Annotated in this window: 9 protein-coding genes, 2 tRNA genes and 3 pseudogenes; 10 read left to right on the top strand and 4 right to left on the bottom strand. The window is 36.9% G+C overall.

Features of this window, described 5'->3' with window-relative positions; all coding sequences use genetic code 11:
• Positions 1-905: 905 nt before the first annotated feature.
• The 5 genes and pseudogenes from HWV54_RS07035 to HWV54_RS04615 all read left to right on the top strand — a co-directional run bounded on the left by HWV54_RS07035 (position 906) and on the right by HWV54_RS04615 (position 4,176).
• Positions 906-1,100, top strand: coding sequence for a hypothetical protein (locus HWV54_RS07035; RefSeq protein WP_005866274.1), 195 nt, complete (start codon positions 906-908; stop codon positions 1,098-1,100).
• Positions 1,101-1,164: 64 nt separating this feature from the next.
• Positions 1,165-1,543: pseudogene (locus tag HWV54_RS04625) on the top strand (phage tail protein).
• A 26-nt stretch (positions 1,544-1,569) separates the two neighbouring features.
• Positions 1,570-1,826, top strand: a pseudogene (locus HWV54_RS07030) (tail protein X).
• A 288-nt stretch (positions 1,827-2,114) separates the two neighbouring features.
• Positions 2,115-2,273: a hypothetical protein gene (locus HWV54_RS07240; RefSeq protein ID WP_156785831.1), complete on the top strand. Its 159-nt coding sequence runs from the start codon at positions 2,115-2,117 to the stop codon at positions 2,271-2,273.
• Positions 2,274-2,739: 466 nt separating this feature from the next.
• Positions 2,740-4,176: pseudogene (locus HWV54_RS04615) on the top strand (replicative DNA helicase).
• A 227-nt stretch (positions 4,177-4,403) separates the two neighbouring features.
• Here the strand turns inward: HWV54_RS04615 and HWV54_RS04610 are convergent.
• Positions 4,404-4,493, bottom strand: a tRNA-Ser gene (locus HWV54_RS04610).
• Positions 4,494-4,784: 291 nt separating this feature from the next.
• Between HWV54_RS04610 and rplU the strand changes: the two genes are divergently transcribed.
• From rplU to HWV54_RS04585, 5 genes are all read left to right on the top strand, one after another.
• Positions 4,785-5,264, top strand: a complete 480-nt coding sequence (rplU, locus tag HWV54_RS04605; protein WP_005866280.1) for a 50S ribosomal protein L21 — start codon at positions 4,785-4,787, stop codon at positions 5,262-5,264.
• Positions 5,265-5,276: 12 nt separating this feature from the next.
• The gene (rpmA, locus tag HWV54_RS04600) at positions 5,277-5,546 is read left to right on the top strand and encodes a 50S ribosomal protein L27 (protein ID WP_005866282.1); all 270 of its coding nucleotides are present in this window, start codon (positions 5,277-5,279) and stop codon (positions 5,544-5,546) included.
• Between the two features lie 352 nt (positions 5,547-5,898).
• Positions 5,899-6,081, top strand: coding sequence for a hypothetical protein (locus tag HWV54_RS04595; RefSeq protein ID WP_156785832.1), 183 nt, complete (start codon positions 5,899-5,901; stop codon positions 6,079-6,081).
• Positions 6,082-6,897: 816 nt separating this feature from the next.
• On the top strand, positions 6,898-9,402 hold the full coding sequence (gene ptsP, locus HWV54_RS04590; protein WP_005866284.1) for a phosphoenolpyruvate--protein phosphotransferase: 2,505 nt from the start codon (positions 6,898-6,900) through the stop codon (positions 9,400-9,402).
• Between the two features lie 476 nt (positions 9,403-9,878).
• Positions 9,879-9,968, top strand: a tRNA-Ser gene (locus HWV54_RS04585).
• Positions 9,969-10,238: 270 nt separating this feature from the next.
• Here HWV54_RS04585 and pgi read toward each other — a convergent pair.
• From pgi to HWV54_RS04570, 3 genes are all read right to left on the bottom strand, one after another.
• Entirely contained in the window at positions 10,239-11,903 is a 1,665-nt protein-coding gene (gene pgi / locus HWV54_RS04580; protein ID WP_005866286.1) for a glucose-6-phosphate isomerase, read from the bottom strand.
• A 191-nt stretch (positions 11,904-12,094) separates the two neighbouring features.
• Positions 12,095-15,229 (bottom strand): efflux RND transporter permease subunit, encoded by a 3,135-nt coding sequence (locus HWV54_RS04575; protein ID WP_005866289.1) that lies wholly within the window; start codon positions 15,227-15,229, stop codon positions 12,095-12,097.
• Entirely contained in the window at positions 15,226-16,365 is a 1,140-nt protein-coding gene (locus HWV54_RS04570; RefSeq protein WP_005866291.1) for an efflux RND transporter periplasmic adaptor subunit, read from the bottom strand. The genes HWV54_RS04575 and HWV54_RS04570 overlap by 4 nt, the downstream gene beginning before the upstream one ends.
• Positions 16,366-16,670 lie beyond the last annotated feature (305 nt).

The raw sequence follows: 16,670 nt of genomic DNA, 5'->3' as shown, positions 1-16,670 counted from the left end.
TTGAAAAAACAATAACATGAGCTCAGAGTGAAAATAAATTTTTCACGCAAGCAATTTACATAATTTTAGAATATTAGAAGTGTCCGTAGTTTTTGTGAATTAAACTGCTTGCTGCATATTTAAAAACTTGCTGTATATTTTAAAATAAGTATTCTCGCTTATATCACAAGCACTAATTTATTTATTCAATTCTCTGCATAATACTAAACAGAACCGTTTTTCAACTAGTTTCTGTTTATTAGTAACCAGCTGAATAGACAATATAGCCGTCAGGATCAATAATCCAATCATGACACATAAAAACAATTTCACAATATATCATTCAAACCGCAAAAATCTATCAATCGCTCTAATCATGCCGATTTTCCCTTCTTATTTTCGACTCTGAGAGTACTCCGATAAAAATAAGCCACTAATATTCATCAGCAATTGTCAACATTTCCTTTTTTCTTAAGCATAGCGGCCGGCTCTACTGACTAATCCAAAATCGCTTTGGTTGTCGGATTTTCTAACTACCGTATCATTTAAATAACCCTTGCAAAAATACTAAAAACTTGTCACTTGTGCTAAAGAAAAGTGTTCTCACCCACATGAGCAGTATTAATGAACTTCGTTAACTTAATATATTAGCTACCAATAAGAATAAGCACTATGGCGTGAGCATTAAGCTTTCTTATCTTTACTGCGATAGAAAGCATTCCCGGTTTGAGATAAATAAAAAATATATCAAAAATATTTGGGTTTATTATCTAACATTTTCATGTTGGTTCTAACTTAAAAAATTCCTCTACAATTTTTTAAATTCTTATCGGATTGCATCAAAGCATGGATTGATAGCGTTGATTTATTCGATTTTTTCCATTTTCTAGAGTTAGCTTAACGGCAAAACAGCTATCCAACCCATTATGCAATTTGCAGATGCTGATCATGTAAATCCATTGGGTAGAGAGCAAAGAGAGAAAGACCGCTCCACCATTACATATAATCAAAATGTCACAATACATATCAATGGAACACACGATCCTGTTGCCACCGGTCGTGCAGTTGCCCACACTATTCAACGTGCACACGCTAATGCCCTGCATGAGGGAACAGAATGAGGGAAGGAAGGGTATGAGAGATTCTTTGCTAATGTTAGGAGCGTATTAACCTTATGTAGACTGGTTGAATTTTCAATCCTTTAAGGAAGAGTTTTTTATCTCATGGGTTCCATCGAGCCGTTTTAGTAGGTCCTCCAGTTTGCAATTTACTGGCTATGGCAATGACCCCAAAACCATTCATGGCGTGTTGTTTCCAGAAGAGTTTGGTGATCGTGTAGCCATTGATGCCATCATTCACACTATTCGAAGAGTTAAGCCTGTTCAGATGCTTTGTTGGATCAATGATACGATCTATAGTGCCATTCTCCATGGGTCCGTGGTGATCACCAGTATCCCTAAAGACTAGACACTATCAACCGCTCTGGTCAATCCCAGCGTATCCGTTATTTCATCAGTCTTTGCCATTTTTTGATAGGGATAAACCCCAAGGACAATATCAGTAGGATCAATATCAAGAGGGACAAACCTTATGAAGATACCAGAAAAGCACCTTGTTGTAGAGTTAGAGGATATGAGCTTAGACTTAATCTACTTTTAACATGCCATAGCTCTATTAGAGGACTTTTCCCAAGTTGGAGCACTAAGGGGCTATTTAGAAGCCACATTGGAAGCCAATCCAGAGAAACTGCAAAATATGGTGCTCTTTTATCACAGGGCTTAACTGTTATTCTGCCTGAATTCGCATTTCACAATCCCCGAAGTATGGTGAAGCAGTTATGGAATTAATGCGCATACACTCTTTTTGAGGTCAAGGTAGGAGATAAATTTGTCTATGAGGTTTTTTACCAGCATCTTTTAAATACAAGCATCATTAATCGTGCCAGCAATGAAGCTGATACATTTGAAGCAGCGTTTGACGATAGTGGCAATGATTTAGAAGCTCCACAAAGCCAACAGATCTTTGACTATGAGAACAATATCAGTGCTTTTATTGGGGCGTTTTGTTATCGAGCCGGTTGTAAGTTATGGGAGCAGTGATGGAGGATTTTGTGTTTTTGTGGCATAAGTGTTTCGATGCATAAAGAATTCAAAGAACAAAGCAGTGAGCATTTTTCTGACAAAACCATTGGTGAGATTATTAAAACTCTAGCCAAGCGCCATGGCTATCAAGCAAAGATTAGTCAACAGTTCATTGAACAAACTTTGTTCTATGTGGTTTGCACGGATCATTGACCGTTTGATTTTTTAACCCGCTTTGCTAAACGAATGCAGGCGCGTTTTTTGATCAAGGACAATAAGTTTTTAAGTGGAGATATTTATCAGTATTAGCAATCCATAGAATATGATTTTCTAGTTGGGAATTTACGTTAGAGCCCCCCACACACCCGATACGATACTATTGAAGCCACTTATTTTGATCGCTCACAAGGGCAGTAATGCCAAATTAAGCATTAAATAGGGTTTAGCTGTTCCGTGTGCCGTCTGCGCAGTTGCTATCCACGCAAAGAAGAGGCACAAGCTGCGGCTGCATCAGAAATCGGATAGGCTGTGCCCATGCTGTGGGTAATGGTTCTTTGTCCTTAGAGGGGTGTCCAGTAATCATGGCCAATCAACTTCTTCTGCTGCAAGGAGGAGTGAACAAATCAATGGAACATGGAAAGCCGCAACTGTTTCCCACCGCTATGAAAATCAAAGGGATATCTCCCCTTCTTTTCAACAACTACCGCACAATATTGAAGCTGAACAAGCATTGCTCGGTGCACTTCTCATTAACAATGATGCTCACGACCGCGTCTCAGATTTTCTTAAACCAGAACATTTTTTTGAACCACTACATCAAAAAATTTACGATGTTTTATCTCACCTTATCGAAAAAGGAAAAGTTGCAGATCCGGTTACCATTAAGCCCTTTATTCCAGCCGACGAAAAAATTAGTGATATCACTGTATACACTTACGTTGTTCGTTTAGCTAAAGAAGCGATAACAATCATTAATACTGAGGATTATGGACGGGTCATTTATGATCTTTTTATCCGACGTTCCCTAATTAATCTTGGAACTCAAGTTGTCAATACAGCCTTTGAGGCTCCACTAGAGTTTACGCCAGCCAAACAAATTGAAATGGTTGAACAACATCTGTTTGAACTAGCTGAAAAAGGCAAATATGGTGGAGGTTTTGAAAATTTTAATGAGGCTGTCAAAAAAGCTGTTGACATGGCAAGTGCTGCCAAAAAGCGTTCATCACGCTTATCAGGAATAGCTACTCATATTAAAACACTTGATGAAAAAATGGGAGGATTACAAAAATCTGACTTAATTATCCTCGCTGGACGCCCTGGTATGGGGAAAACTTCACTTGCAACCAATATTGCCTTTAAAATTGCTAATGCTTGCAATTATAATGCTAAAACACAAGAAAATGAAGGAGGCATTGTTGGTTTCTTCTCCCTTGAAATGTCATCAGAACAACTTGCAACCCGTATTATTTCTGAACAAACAGAGGTCTCTTCTTCTGATATTCGACGGGGGAATATCTCAGAAGAGCAATTTTCCAAAATCATTCGTGCTATGAATCGCTTACAAAAAGCACCGCTTTATATCGATCAAACTGGCGGTATATCAATCACGCAATTGGCAGCCCGCGCAAGACGTCTCAAGCGGCAACATGGTTTGCATGTCTTGATTATTGACTACATCCAGTTAATGACAAGCCATTCAAAACGTTCATCTGAAAATCGTGTTCAAGAAATTACAGAAATTACCACAGGATTAAAAGCATTAGCGAAAGAATTGAATATTCCCATTATCGCTCTTTCGCAACTTTCGCGCCAAGTCGAAAATCGGACAGATAAACGTCCACAACTTTCAGATTTGCGAGAATCTGGTTCGATTGAGCAAGATGCAGACATTGTTCTTTTTGTGTACCGTGAAGAATATTATCTCAAAAATGAAGAACCCAAAATAGGTACTCTTGAATATGAAAGATGGTAAAATGCGATGGATAAAGCTTTTGGAAAAGCCGACGTTATTATTGCAAAACAACGCCATGGACCAACAGGAACCGTCCATCTTGCGTTTCAGTCTGATTTTACACGCTTTAGTGATCTGGCAGATAGTGATTATCTTCCAGAATAAATCTGGTAAATTACTTTAATATAAGTTCCTATCATTCTTTATTGCCCCCCAAATTGTTACCCGACACTTTGAAATTAAGAAATTAAAATCTAATAGTGTTCTCACAAAAAATTACAAACTTTAAAATAACCTTTTAAAGGGATTTGAAAAAAATAAATTGGTACAAAACATGGTATCAAACTACGTACAACTAAAGATATTTTTTAAAGATCACTCTAGCTAATATTTGGCGGAGAGAGAGGGATTTGAACCCCCGATAGAGTTTCCCCTATGCCGCATTTCGAGTGCGGTGCTTTCAACCACTCAGCCATCTCTCCTATATTAAAGCGCAGTACCATTACACACTGTTTAAGTATATGCGGGGTAAATAACTTTCAATTGCATTTAGTACAACCCTTTTTTGCTTTTTTGTGAGACTTTATTGACAGAGGATAGAAATTCCGCCATATATGTAAAATGCAAACGCGGAGAAATCTGCGTGTTTTTGCTTTTAGAAGAGTGTTTTTTCCTTCTTTAAATTTATTACGACTGATAAAAAGCAGCCTATTTTTCCCTTATTGGCTAAGGTAGAAATCAAATAAGAGCTGGAGTGAACGAAAGGATAAAAAATGTTCGCAGTCATTAAAACCGGTGGTAAGCAATATCGTGTTATTGCTAACCAAGTAGTTAAAATTGAAAAAATTATTGGTAATACCGGTGACATTATTGAATTCAATGATGTACTAATGGTGGGGCAAGAGGGTAATGCAGTTATTGGTGCACCTGTTGTTGCCGATGCTTTAGTTACAGCTGAAATTGTAGAGCAAACACGTGGGCGTAAAGTTATAGCATTTAAGAAGCGTCGTCGTCAAAATTCGAAACGTACGCGTGGTCATCGTCAAGAACTTACAACACTTCGCATTTTAGAAGTTTTAATGGGTGGTTCAAAGCCTAAAAAAGTAGCTGCAAAACCGATTAAAGAGGAAGTTACTGCATTCAAAGAGACGGCAAAGGAAACAAAAGCGACTTCTTCTGTTAAGAAAATAGCTGAAACAAAGACCAGGCTGCAGAAGAAAACAGCTGTAGCATCAAAAAGTAAAAAAGATTAAAGGAGAATATCCATGGCACATAAAAAAGCTGGTGGTTCCTCGCGTAATGGTCGCGATTCAGAATCGAAACGTCTTGGTGTTAAAAAATTTGGTAGTGAAACCGTTATCGCTGGAAATATTATTGTCCGTCAGCGGGGTACGCGCTGGCATCCTGGTGATAATGTCGGTATTGGAAAAGACCATACTCTTTTTGCATTGTCAAATGGCGTGGTTTCTTTTCAAAGGAAAGCAAATAACCGTTCATATGTCTCGGTTATTCCTATGGTAAAAACAGCCGAATAGGCTTGTAATGTTTTCTGCATAAATCAGTATTTCATTGAAATTCAATTGTAAAATTATGAATCTTAAAAAGGAGAGATAGATTGCTGTCTTTCCTTTTTTGTGTTGATATTTAATAAAATATAGGAAACTGAAAAAGACAATATTTGGGCAATTATTTTCCTCAAATAACTAAAAAGTTGATGGCTATATTTAGTTTGTATTGAAAACATTGATGTGATGATGGAATTTACCGATAAATTGGTGTATGATAGCAGTAAGCAAAGTTTTCTTTTTATTATACGCGAAAAAGCATTAAAAAATTTATTTTTTAGAGAACTTTCGATGAGAATATTTACACGATTACTTGCAAGAAGTGGACCAATTTATTGGGTATTTATGGTGTTCAGAAGACGGTTTTGGTGAGGTTATCCGTTTGGAAGAGAAGAAACATGTAAAAGAGGTTAATAAAATTATTGATCAAAGCTGTTTTACAAGTGATGTGCGTTCAGGAGATAATCAATCTAGTGTAAAGAAAGTTAAATTTAAGGGGACTTAGTTTTAGGTGATCGAAATGATAGATGTATAATCAGCAACATTAAGAGTGATTTTAATGCTCTTTATATTGGGTGTTGTTGAACATAAGCTCTACCAGTCTTTAAGAGAAAAGATTTATGTTAAGGTAAAAGCATTTTCATAGCTTTGTTGGTTTATCTGTCAGGCATGCTGTTTTTTAGATAGAGTTATTTGATCTTGTATGAAGATAAAGAACAATCTAGAGGTGTTGTATTCATTTGATAAAAAGGAGCCTCACAATCTCGTTAAGATTATATCTTAAGGATTTTATGTCACGAGATATTTGGCTATGTGGAATTTTAAAAAGGTAGGCTACGTATAGAAATCTGTTCTCTTGTAATGAATCAAAGAAAGACAAAGATGGGTTGCTCAGTTGGAGGCAGTTAAAATGTCAGTTGAAGATGTGAATGATTGGATAGCCGTTTTCTTATATAAGAAATAATGACAAGTTATGTAGAGCAACTTGAGATAATGAGAGCGTCGTTAAAAAATAACTTTTCAGTTAGTTGGGTATTTAAAGATTGAGGCATTTGTCCTTGTGAAGTAAAGAGTAAAAATTAGATTTTCTGGTAATGGTTTTGAAGGTTTTGGTATCGTCGCTCCCCTATTGTTTGGTAAGTCATGTTTGGATATCTAAACGCCTTATTTAGTTATACTCCGTATAACAAAGGAAAATAAGAGTGTTATTTATTGTAGTTTGTATTTTGGGAAATGCGCTTTGAAATGAAATTTATCAGACATACTCATATCTAAATGTGAGGTAGTTTAAATTTATCATGAGAGGGAGCAAATAGCAGTAATGAATACAGATTTTAATGCGGTAGGTATCTTATCTGTAAGGTCTGTACAACTTGCAGCTACTTTTGATCATAAAAATGAAGTGATTCATGCAGCTGCTGAATTGCTTGTGCAAATTGGCGCAGTTAATAAATGTTATCTAGCAAGCATGCTCAAGCGAGAAACAATAACGAATACTTGGCTTGGAAATGGTATAGCGGTTCCCCATGGAATGCTTGAAAATCGTGATTTGATTATCAGAGATGCTGTTTCTGTTATACAAATTCCTGCTGGTGTTGAGTGGTGGGATGGAAATAAAGCGCGTTTGGTTATTGCTATAGCAGCTTGTCCAGATCGCTATAGAGAAATTTGCAAACAATTAACGCCTCTTTTATTTGATAAAAAACGGCTTAAAGCACTTTTGACAACTGCCGACAAACAACAAATTATTAAGACTCTTTTTGATCAGGACATGAAAACAGGAAAGACTTTAATAGGTGATCTTTCAGTGTGCCAGGAATGGACTTTAGATTATCCAAGTGGTCTTCATGCGCGACCAGCTTCACTTTGGGTTGACTTTGCAAAAAAAGCTCAAAGCTCTATCAGAGTTCGCCATGGTCAGTATGCCGTTGAAATGAAAAATTTGGTTGGTTTATTGCAATTAGGAGCAAAAAACGGTGATGTTTTAGTTTTTTCGACAGATGCTGCAGAAGGTGCGCAACTTCTTAAGGATGCAATTTCTGTCGTGAAGAAAGTGAGCACAAGCGAAAAATGTATGGTGAGAGGAGTGGAATCTCAAACAAAGGCTTTTCATGGCTGGTATCCACGTTCCAAACAAAAAAGCATCTCTGGTGTTGGAGCAAGTTCAGGGCTAGCGTTGGGTAAGATTTTTGTTTTAAGGAAAAATGATATTTCTATAATGGACCAGCCAATAGGTTTTGCAGCTGGTGCAGTATGTCTTGAAAATGCTCTTACGAAAACAAAACATAAAATGGCATCCGTTATTGCTGATATCACAGCGCGTATGGGAGCAGATTCTGCAGCGATTTTTTCAGCGCAAATGGTTTTACTTGAAGATGAAAATCTGATAGCTCAAGCTTGTCGTTTTATGGAAGAAGGTCATGGAGTGGCATGGTCCTGGGATAGAGCGGTTCGGCAATTTGCAGATGTGTTTTCTAGGGTAGATAATCCTTTATTAGCCGGGCGTGCTGTTAATTTAATTGATGTTGGTCGTCGTGTTTTAGGTGAAATCAATCCATCATATAGATCATTCTTTTTCAATGATATTCCGCGTGGTGTTATTCTTGTTACAGATGATCTCTCTCCTTCTGATATAGCGCAGCTTGATTGTACAAAAATACAAGGGTTAGTAACAGCATGGGGAGGTCCACTATCTCATACGGCCATTTTGGCGCGTACTCTTGGTATTCCAATGGTCGTTGCTACAGGTGTAGATGTTTTAGCAGTTAAGTGTGATGTTCAGGCTATTATTGATGGCGATAATGGGTTCATTTATCTTGATCCTACTCCTGAAGATGTTGAAAATGTCCAAAGGCATATGAGTATTATTGCGCAAAAACGTAATAATGAAACACATGTGTGTAAATTACCAGTGCAAACGGTAGATGGTCACAAGATTCGTATTATGGCTAATGTTAACTACACAAATCAGGTCTCTATGGCACTAAATTTTGGGGCTGAAGGTATTGGACTTATGCGTACAGAATTTTTGTTTTTAGATAGTTCGCATATTCCCGATGAACAAGCACAATTTGATGTCTACCGCGCAATGATCGCAGCAGTAGGGGATAAGCCATTAATTATTCGGGCACTCGATATTGGTGGAGATAAACAGATTACACATTTACATTTATCTAAAGAAGATAATCCCTTTTTAGGTGTTCGTGGAACGCAGCTTTTATTACGTCGACGTGATCTTTTGGTTCCACAATTACGTGCTCTGTATCGAGCTGCAAAAGAGGGTGGAGATCTATGGATTTTGTTTCCAATGATCATGTCTGTTTCAGAGGTTTTTGCTATAAAAAAGATCACAGAAGAAATTCGCAACGATATTGATGCACCAAAATTAAAACTTGGTATTATGATTGAAGTTCCAGCAGCAGCTATTATGGCAGATATTTTGAGCGCTTATGTTGATTTTTTTTCGATTGGAACCAATGATTTAACACAGTATACAATGGCTATTGATAGACAAAATCCTTACCTCGTATCTGAAGCTGATAGTCTTGATCCAGCAGTTTTACGCATGATTCATCAAACTATTCAGGGAGCAGCAAAACATGGGTGTTGGGTTAGTGTCTGTGGCGGTATGGCTGGAGATCCTTTTGCAGCGATGATTTTGACTGGATTGGGGATTAATGAACTTTCTATGATATTCTGTGATATTTCCTCCGTAAAAGCGTGTTTACAGACACATAGTTTTGAAGATATGAAAATTTTAGCAAAAAAAGCATTACAGTGTGAAACTGCGCAAGCTGTACGTGCTCTCAGTAATAATATAAGATGATGTTGAAGTTTTAAAGAAAGAACAGCTAGTTAATCTTGCAATTTGGACAGCAATTCAATCACATTATAAATCATATTTGTTGCAATAAAGTTTATTAACCCCGTGAAACATGTTTTAATGTTTGGAAACAAGAGGTTAAAGTAACCGCTTATCCTATTGATTATCGAATACAATCAGTAGTAATTGGTTTTTAGTAGTGTTTTATCCTCTGTTAAAAAACATGGGTAGCATGATCAATTTGTGGGCAATATTATTTATTTGATAGAGGTGCAAATGAATATGAAAATTTCAATTTTATGATAATTGAGTTATTGCATTCTAGATATTATCCACGGAAAATTTACTTCTTAAGAAAAAGATACGCTTATTATTCAACAAATATAGCATTTTTTTGAGCACATGAAGTTGTTTTTTGAATTTTGAGTATATAGTTTAGGCTTGCACGTTATTTCTTTCTGGATATAGTGCAGAACTCTGGAGAGGTGGCCGAGTGGTTGAAGGCGCACGCCTGGAACGCGTGTATATGGGAAACCATATCGAGGGTTCGAATCCCTCTCTCTCCGCCAGTTTCAATAAAATCAATGAATTATAAATGTTTGTAGCTTGACACCAAGTTTTGCAGCAATTTATTTTTTTCAAAAAGTTTTAAAGGAGGTCTTAAAGAGTTTTCAAACTCTTCGCTCTTTTGTTTGCCTATCATTTTGATTTTTTGCTGTTAAAATTCAATCTAGCAAATAGCACATTAATAGTAAAATGCGCATAAATAATGAATTATCATATATTCTTGAATCTAATAAACCCCATTTCTACTCAGTAAACCTACAGTTAAATTACTCCTATCCTGCACGTCTTACTTGAATATGTGACAACAATCCTGATGTTGAACTATCGCGTTTATCTGCTTTGTTTTCGCCGCGAAGTATTGGTAACAATTCATTTGCCAACTCTTTACCAAGTTCAACTCCCCATTGATCAAATGAATTAATGTTCATCAAAATACCTTCGACAAAAATACGATGCTCATAAAGTGCAATGAGACGACCGAGCGCAAAAGGTGTTAACAAATCCTGAATCAGCATAATACTCGGACGGTTTCCTTCAAAACTTCTATGCAGTGCTAAGTTATCTGCTTCACGCTCATTAATACCATTTTTTACAAGGATACGCCGAGTATCTTCGACACTGCGTCCTTTCATTAGAGCCTTTGATTGCGCTAAGCAATTCGCTACCAACATGTCATGCATAGGATGTAAATTTCGTTCATGTCCTTTTATGAATAAAATAAATTCTACAGGAATAACATCTGTTCCTTGATGTAGAAGCTGAAAAAAAGCATGTTGACCATTTGTACCTGAATCACCCCAAACAACTGGACCACTTGAAAAATTTAACGGTTTGCCATCCAAAGAAACCTGCTTACCATTTGATTCCATATCAAGTTGTTGTAAATAAGCTGGAAAATGCGCTAAACGCTGTGCATAAGGAATGATAGCACGTGTTGAATAACCACAAAGAACACGATGCCAAAATCCTAAAAGTGCAAATCGAATAGGAATATTTTTATACAAAGGCGTTGCTTTAAAATGTTGATCCATTTGCAGAGCACCTTTGAGAAATTGACGAAAATTATGCCCTCCTATTGCTATCATTACAACAAGACCAATCGCTGACCAAATTGAATAACGCCCTCCAACCCAATCCCAAAATCGAAAAACTCTTGAAGAATCTATGCCAAATTCTGTTACTTTATCAAGGGCGCTCGAAACAGCAACAAAATGCGTGCAAACAGCCTTTTCCCCTAAATTTGAGCTAATCCATTGACGTGCGACTTGAGCATTTGCCATTGTTTCAGCCGTTGTAAAAGTCTTAGAAGCAATAACAAACAGGGTCGTTGCTGGATTCAAAACGGAGAGAGTATCAGAAATATGAGCACTATCAGCATTAGAAACAAAATGACAATGCGGTCCATCATGATAAGGTTTTAAAGCACGTGTAACCATCGCAGGTCCAAGATCCGAGCCACCAATACCAATGTTTACAATATCGATTATCTTCTCACCACTGTTTCCCTTATAACTGCCATCACGCACCTTTTCAGAAAATCTTTCCATATTGTTAAGAACAGCTTGAATATCTTGAATCAAATCATGGCCATCTAACATGAAAACTTCATCAGCAGGCAAACGTAATGCAATATGAAGAACTGAGCGTTTTTCAGTTGTATTAATAGCTCTACCGGAAAACATTGCTTCACGCCTGCCTAAAACATTTGCTGCAATAGCCAAATTGTCTAAAAGTTGCAATGTCTTAAATGTGACGCCACATTTCGAAAAATCAAAAAGGAGATCATCAAGCTTTAAAGAAAAATGTGAAAAACGTTGCGCATCTTCCAAGAAATGCCTACGGATGTCACTCACACCATCCTTTGTAGCATGTTCTCTTAAAGCTTTCAAAGCTGCTTTAAAAGCTTTTTCATTTCGAATCAATAAGCCATCTCCCATGGTCTTATTTCTCCATTATCATTGATAATGATATCTACACACGAATAATAACAAAACAGAAAGCACCTCCTTTATTGCAACCAATTTTTACTACTCGCATACAAAAAAGGAATACAAAAGTGGAAAGATAAAATCCGAAAACGACATTTTTAAAACAAAAGCTAAAAAACAAATCCTTCCTATTAGATACATCATTCATTCTGACTGAGTTCTTTTGTTAAGCGCACAGCTTCTTCTGCTTTCGATCTTATAAAATGCCCAAGAAAAAGATAAACAACCGGTGTAACATAAAGCGTAAAAATAGTTGCTAACCCCAAACCACCTACAATAACCCAACCTAAAGCTACACGCGCTTCTGCACCAGCACCTTTGGCTAAAACTAAAGGAATCCCCCCTAAAATAGCACAAATCATCGTCATACAAACTGGACGAAGACGAATATTTGCTGCTTCTTCTACAGCTTCACGCACGCTTTTACCTTGATCACGTAATTGATCTGCAAACTCAACAATGAGAATCCCATTTTTGGCCATAACTCCAACCAACAAAATTAAACCAATTTGACTGTAAATATTAAGACTTACTCCACTTAAAAGCATAGCAATTACGGCACAACCAATTCCTAATGGTACAGTAGCCATAATAATAAGTCCTGAAATAAAACTTTCAAACTGTGCAGCTAAAACCAATAAAATGATCACAAAGGCAATTCCAAAAACAATCATAAAATTGGAAGATGCTTCATCAAGTGTAGCAGCTTCTCCCAAAGGAACAATATAATTTCCTTCTGACAACAAAGGAGCAGCAATTTTCCGTACATTCTGATAAGCGCTCCCTAAAGTAACACCTGGAACAAGATTTGCACTTAAAATAACAGCACTCATGCGTTTCTCCCGCTTTAATTGAGGCGCAATAGCTTTTTCATGCAAGCTCGCAACAATCGATAAAGGAACATATTTGTTGCTTTTGGTTTTTAAAAAAATATTTTCTAAATCGTTAGGATTATTAATAGGATTTTTACGTGATGTTAGTTTCACATCATAAGAACGGTCATTCACATAAACAGAACCAATTTTTTTTCCATCTAACATTGCTTGTAGGGTATTACCCAAATTAGCTATATCAATTCCCAAATCAGAAGCTTTTTCTCGATTAATATCAATAAAAAATTGTGGTTGTGTTGCCTCAACAGTAAGCCGTGGATGAATAAAATATGGATTAGCTTGTAAAGCAGTAACAAGCTTATTAGCGATTGGCTGTAATTTTGTATAATCATTCCCAAGAATTGCAAATTGTAATCCTTGACCAGTTCCTCTCACACCTAAAGAATTACCCTGTGCAGCAAACACAAAAACTGCTGGAAATTGTTTAATTTTTGCATTAACATCTTTTAAAATCTCTTGTTGACTACGAAGCCGCTTATCCCAAGGTGAAAGCAACAAAATCAAAAAAGCAGTATTCGATGAACCACCAATACCAGCGATTGAGTAACTATTAGCAATTTCTCCAGCATCACGTAACGGTTTTAAACTCATTTCAATCTGCTCTACCTGTTCATTCAGATATTGTGTTGAAATACCCTGTGGTCCATTAATGACTAAAAAGATAAGAGCCCTATCTTCTGTTGGCGTCAATTCCTGTTGTAATTTAGTATAACCTACAACACAAAGACATGCGAAAATAAGTGAAGCAAAAACAACTGTCCAAGGTTTTTCTAAACATTTATGCAAGCTATAAGCATACCACTTGCTAAAAAAAGAGCCCAATTTAACCAGAAAAGAAAAGTAATATGCCCCTTCTCCATTACCCTCAATATGTCCCTTAAGAAAGCGTGAAGCTAACATAGGACAAAGAGTTAAAGCTACGATCGAAGAAAGCAGAATAGAAATTGCCAATACAAAACCAAATTCTCTAAAAAGCCTTCCTACTTGCCCAGGAAGAAATGAAATAGGCACAAAAACGGTAACTAAAGTTAAGGTTGTTGCTAAAACAGCAAAAAATACTTCTCGTGTTCCTAATACTGCTGCTGCCCGAGAACCTAATCCCATATTACGCCACCGAACAATATTCTCAAGAACAACAATCGCATCATCCACCACAAGCCCTGTTGCCAAAACAAGTCCTAAAAATGTGAGAATATTTAACGAAAATCCTACAAGATAAATGGCAGCAATTGTACCAATCAAAGCGACCGGAATAGATAAAGCAGGAATAAGTGTTACACGAATATCTCTAAGAAAAAGAAAAATAACCACGATAACACTGAGAATAGCAACAATTAATGCAACCTCAACCTCATGAAGTGCACTTTTAATAAAAAGTGAATCATCACTAATAATACTCACATGCACAGAAGAAGGAATAACACTTTTAAGATTATCGAGAACCGCTCGAACACCTTGAGAAATATTAAGGGTATTAGATTGTGCTTTACGCACAATTCCCAACCCTATTCCAGTTTTTCCGTTGACACGCAGAATAACCGTTTCTACATCAGGAGACAAAGTAATATGCGCAACATCACCAAGATGCACATGTGGTTTTAAGATAATTTGTTCGAAAGCTTCTGGTGTTGTTAAACGCGCAGTAGCGCGTACGATTAAAGTTTGCTTAGAATTGCGTAATGACCCTACCGGTACGTCCGTTGTCATATCAGCAAGTACACGTGAAATATCGGCTATGTCTAACCCATAGCGAGCAAGTTTTGCTTGATCGACATCAATCTGAAAAATCTTCTTACGAGCACTATCAACCTGTACATCACCAACACCGTCAACAGCAGAAAGTGCATCAACAATTTGATCATTTACAATTGTTGTTAAATCATCAATATTCATTGTTGATGAAGTCACAACCAAATACATCATCGCCACTGCATTCGAATCCGCCTTAATAATCATAGGTGAATCCGCATTTTTTGGCAAAGAGTAGGCAATTCGAGAGAGAGCATCGCGAATGTCAGATGCCGCAACATTTAAATCAACACCAACATTAAAATTAATCTCCACTCGAGAACGACCAAAAGAAGAACTTGATGAAATCGTTTTAACACCTGAAACACGAGAGACAGCATTTTCTATAACTCTTGTAATTTCTCGATCAATTGTTTCCGCTGATGCACCAGAAAAAATTGTCATAATTGTCGTTACTGGAGTGTCAACATTCGGCAGTTCGCGTACATCAACATTCAACCACGCGGTAATCCCTGCAATTACGATCATAGCATTCAAAACAAAGGTGAAAACTGGCCTGCGAATAAATAATGCAATCATACCGCCTTGCTCCGCCTGTGCTATAGGCTGTTTCGTGCTAAATTCTTGATTCATCGTATATCTTGCCCATAAACTGCTGATAATTGCTGTTGATGGGTTTTTGGTTCATCAATCGTCACCTGTCTTCCTGGATGCAGCATCTGTACTCCTTTGATGACTACTTGATCACCATTTTTTAGAGGTGCTTTCACAAATACCTGATCTGCTTTATGCTGAATAATTGATACTGGAATGGGATCTACTTTCCCTTCTCTCACCCGCCAAACAAATGATCCTTTGCTATTCCATTGAACAGCAAGGGGGTTAACGACAGGAAAAGAACCACCATAAAATTGTAATGCAATAGAAAAAGACATACCAGACATAAGAGTATCTTTTTCATTTTTGATTTCAATCTGAACGTGAAGTGTTCGACTTTCTGGATCAATCACATTATCAATCGCATAAATATGACCAACAAAAGTTTTATCCGGCTGTGCTACTAACTTTGCAGTCACTTCATCTCCTTTATGAATATGCGATGCATACTGTTCAGGAACCCATATATCCACTAAAATACGTTCTCTATTCTCAATACGACCTATTACAGTATTAAGAGTCACAATATTGCCTTCATCAATGGGTAAGATGCCTATAATTCCGCTAATCGGTGCACGAATTGTTCGCCGATCAAGATCTAGTTCAGCGTTACGCAAGGCTAAATTTGCGTTATCCAGCTCTAAGCGTGCAGTGATTTCTTGGACTTTTGTTGCTGTCTTGCTGGCACGTAATTTAAGAATACGTGAAAGTGTTAAAGCACTGTTATCGCGTTGTACTTTTGCTTTTGCAGCGGCTATTTCTTCCTTTTTAGAATCAAGCTTTGCAATTACATCACCCACTTGTACTTTTGTACCAGCTGGCATAAAAAGCTTATCAACAATGCCTGTTGACCAAGGAGTCAATTTCACCGAAGCTAATGCTTGTCCACTTCCCAACGCATTCAGCTGTACATAAAAATCTTGAATTTTTACAAGATCAACAACAACATTCGTGGGCGATCTTGCCACAGAAGTTTTTGAAATTTTATGTGATGTATTTGTTGCTTTATCCATTACAGAAATGCGTTGTTCTGAACTCTTTTTCCCAGCCCAGTATGTAACCATCAAAATAACAACGAGAAACACGAGTGGAAAAGTCTTTTTTAACAGCATATATCTGTCCTTGCTGTGTCATGAATATGTAAATTTGTCTGAAATAGCCCTCAACAGTAACATCCGCGTTTCACATAAAAACCGAACTGTAGGTAGTACGCCTTACCCCCACCGAAACACATATTTCTTTTTATTGATTATCTTTCGTAAATTAAAACGTCAAGTTAACTATCGTTCATCTTGAAACCGTTTATATGACTTAAAGAAATAGCCTACTAAAATCCAGCTGAAACTAGAAATATCTGATTTTTTTTAAAAAATATATCATCAACGAAGAGATAAAATTTTTTATTTCTACTAAGTTT

It is taken from the genome of Bartonella alsatica (assembly GCF_013388295.1).
Taxonomy (GTDB): Bacteria; Pseudomonadota; Alphaproteobacteria; order Rhizobiales; family Rhizobiaceae; genus Bartonella; species Bartonella alsatica.
This window is presented reverse-complemented; position numbering and strand designations above follow the sequence as displayed.

Excerpts from the sequence above, each read along its gene's own strand:
- HWV54_RS04575 (WP_005866289.1), bottom strand. The coding sequence starts at position 15,229 with ATGAATCAAGAATTTAGCACGAAACAGCCTATAGCACAGGCGGAGCAA.
- rplU (WP_005866280.1), top strand. The coding sequence starts at position 4,785 with ATGTTCGCAGTCATTAAAACCGGTGGTAAGCAATATCGTGTTATTGCT.
- rpmA (WP_005866282.1), top strand. The coding sequence starts at position 5,277 with ATGGCACATAAAAAAGCTGGTGGTTCCTCGCGTAATGGTCGCGATTCA.
- HWV54_RS07240 (WP_156785831.1), top strand. The coding sequence starts at position 2,115 with ATGCATAAAGAATTCAAAGAACAAAGCAGTGAGCATTTTTCTGACAAA.
- ptsP (WP_005866284.1), top strand. The coding sequence starts at position 6,898 with ATGAATACAGATTTTAATGCGGTAGGTATCTTATCTGTAAGGTCTGTA.
- HWV54_RS07035 (WP_005866274.1), top strand. The coding sequence starts at position 906 with ATGCAATTTGCAGATGCTGATCATGTAAATCCATTGGGTAGAGAGCAA.
- pgi (WP_005866286.1), bottom strand. The coding sequence starts at position 11,903 with ATGGGAGATGGCTTATTGATTCGAAATGAAAAAGCTTTTAAAGCAGCT.
- HWV54_RS04570 (WP_005866291.1), bottom strand. The coding sequence starts at position 16,365 with ATGCTGTTAAAAAAGACTTTTCCACTCGTGTTTCTCGTTGTTATTTTG.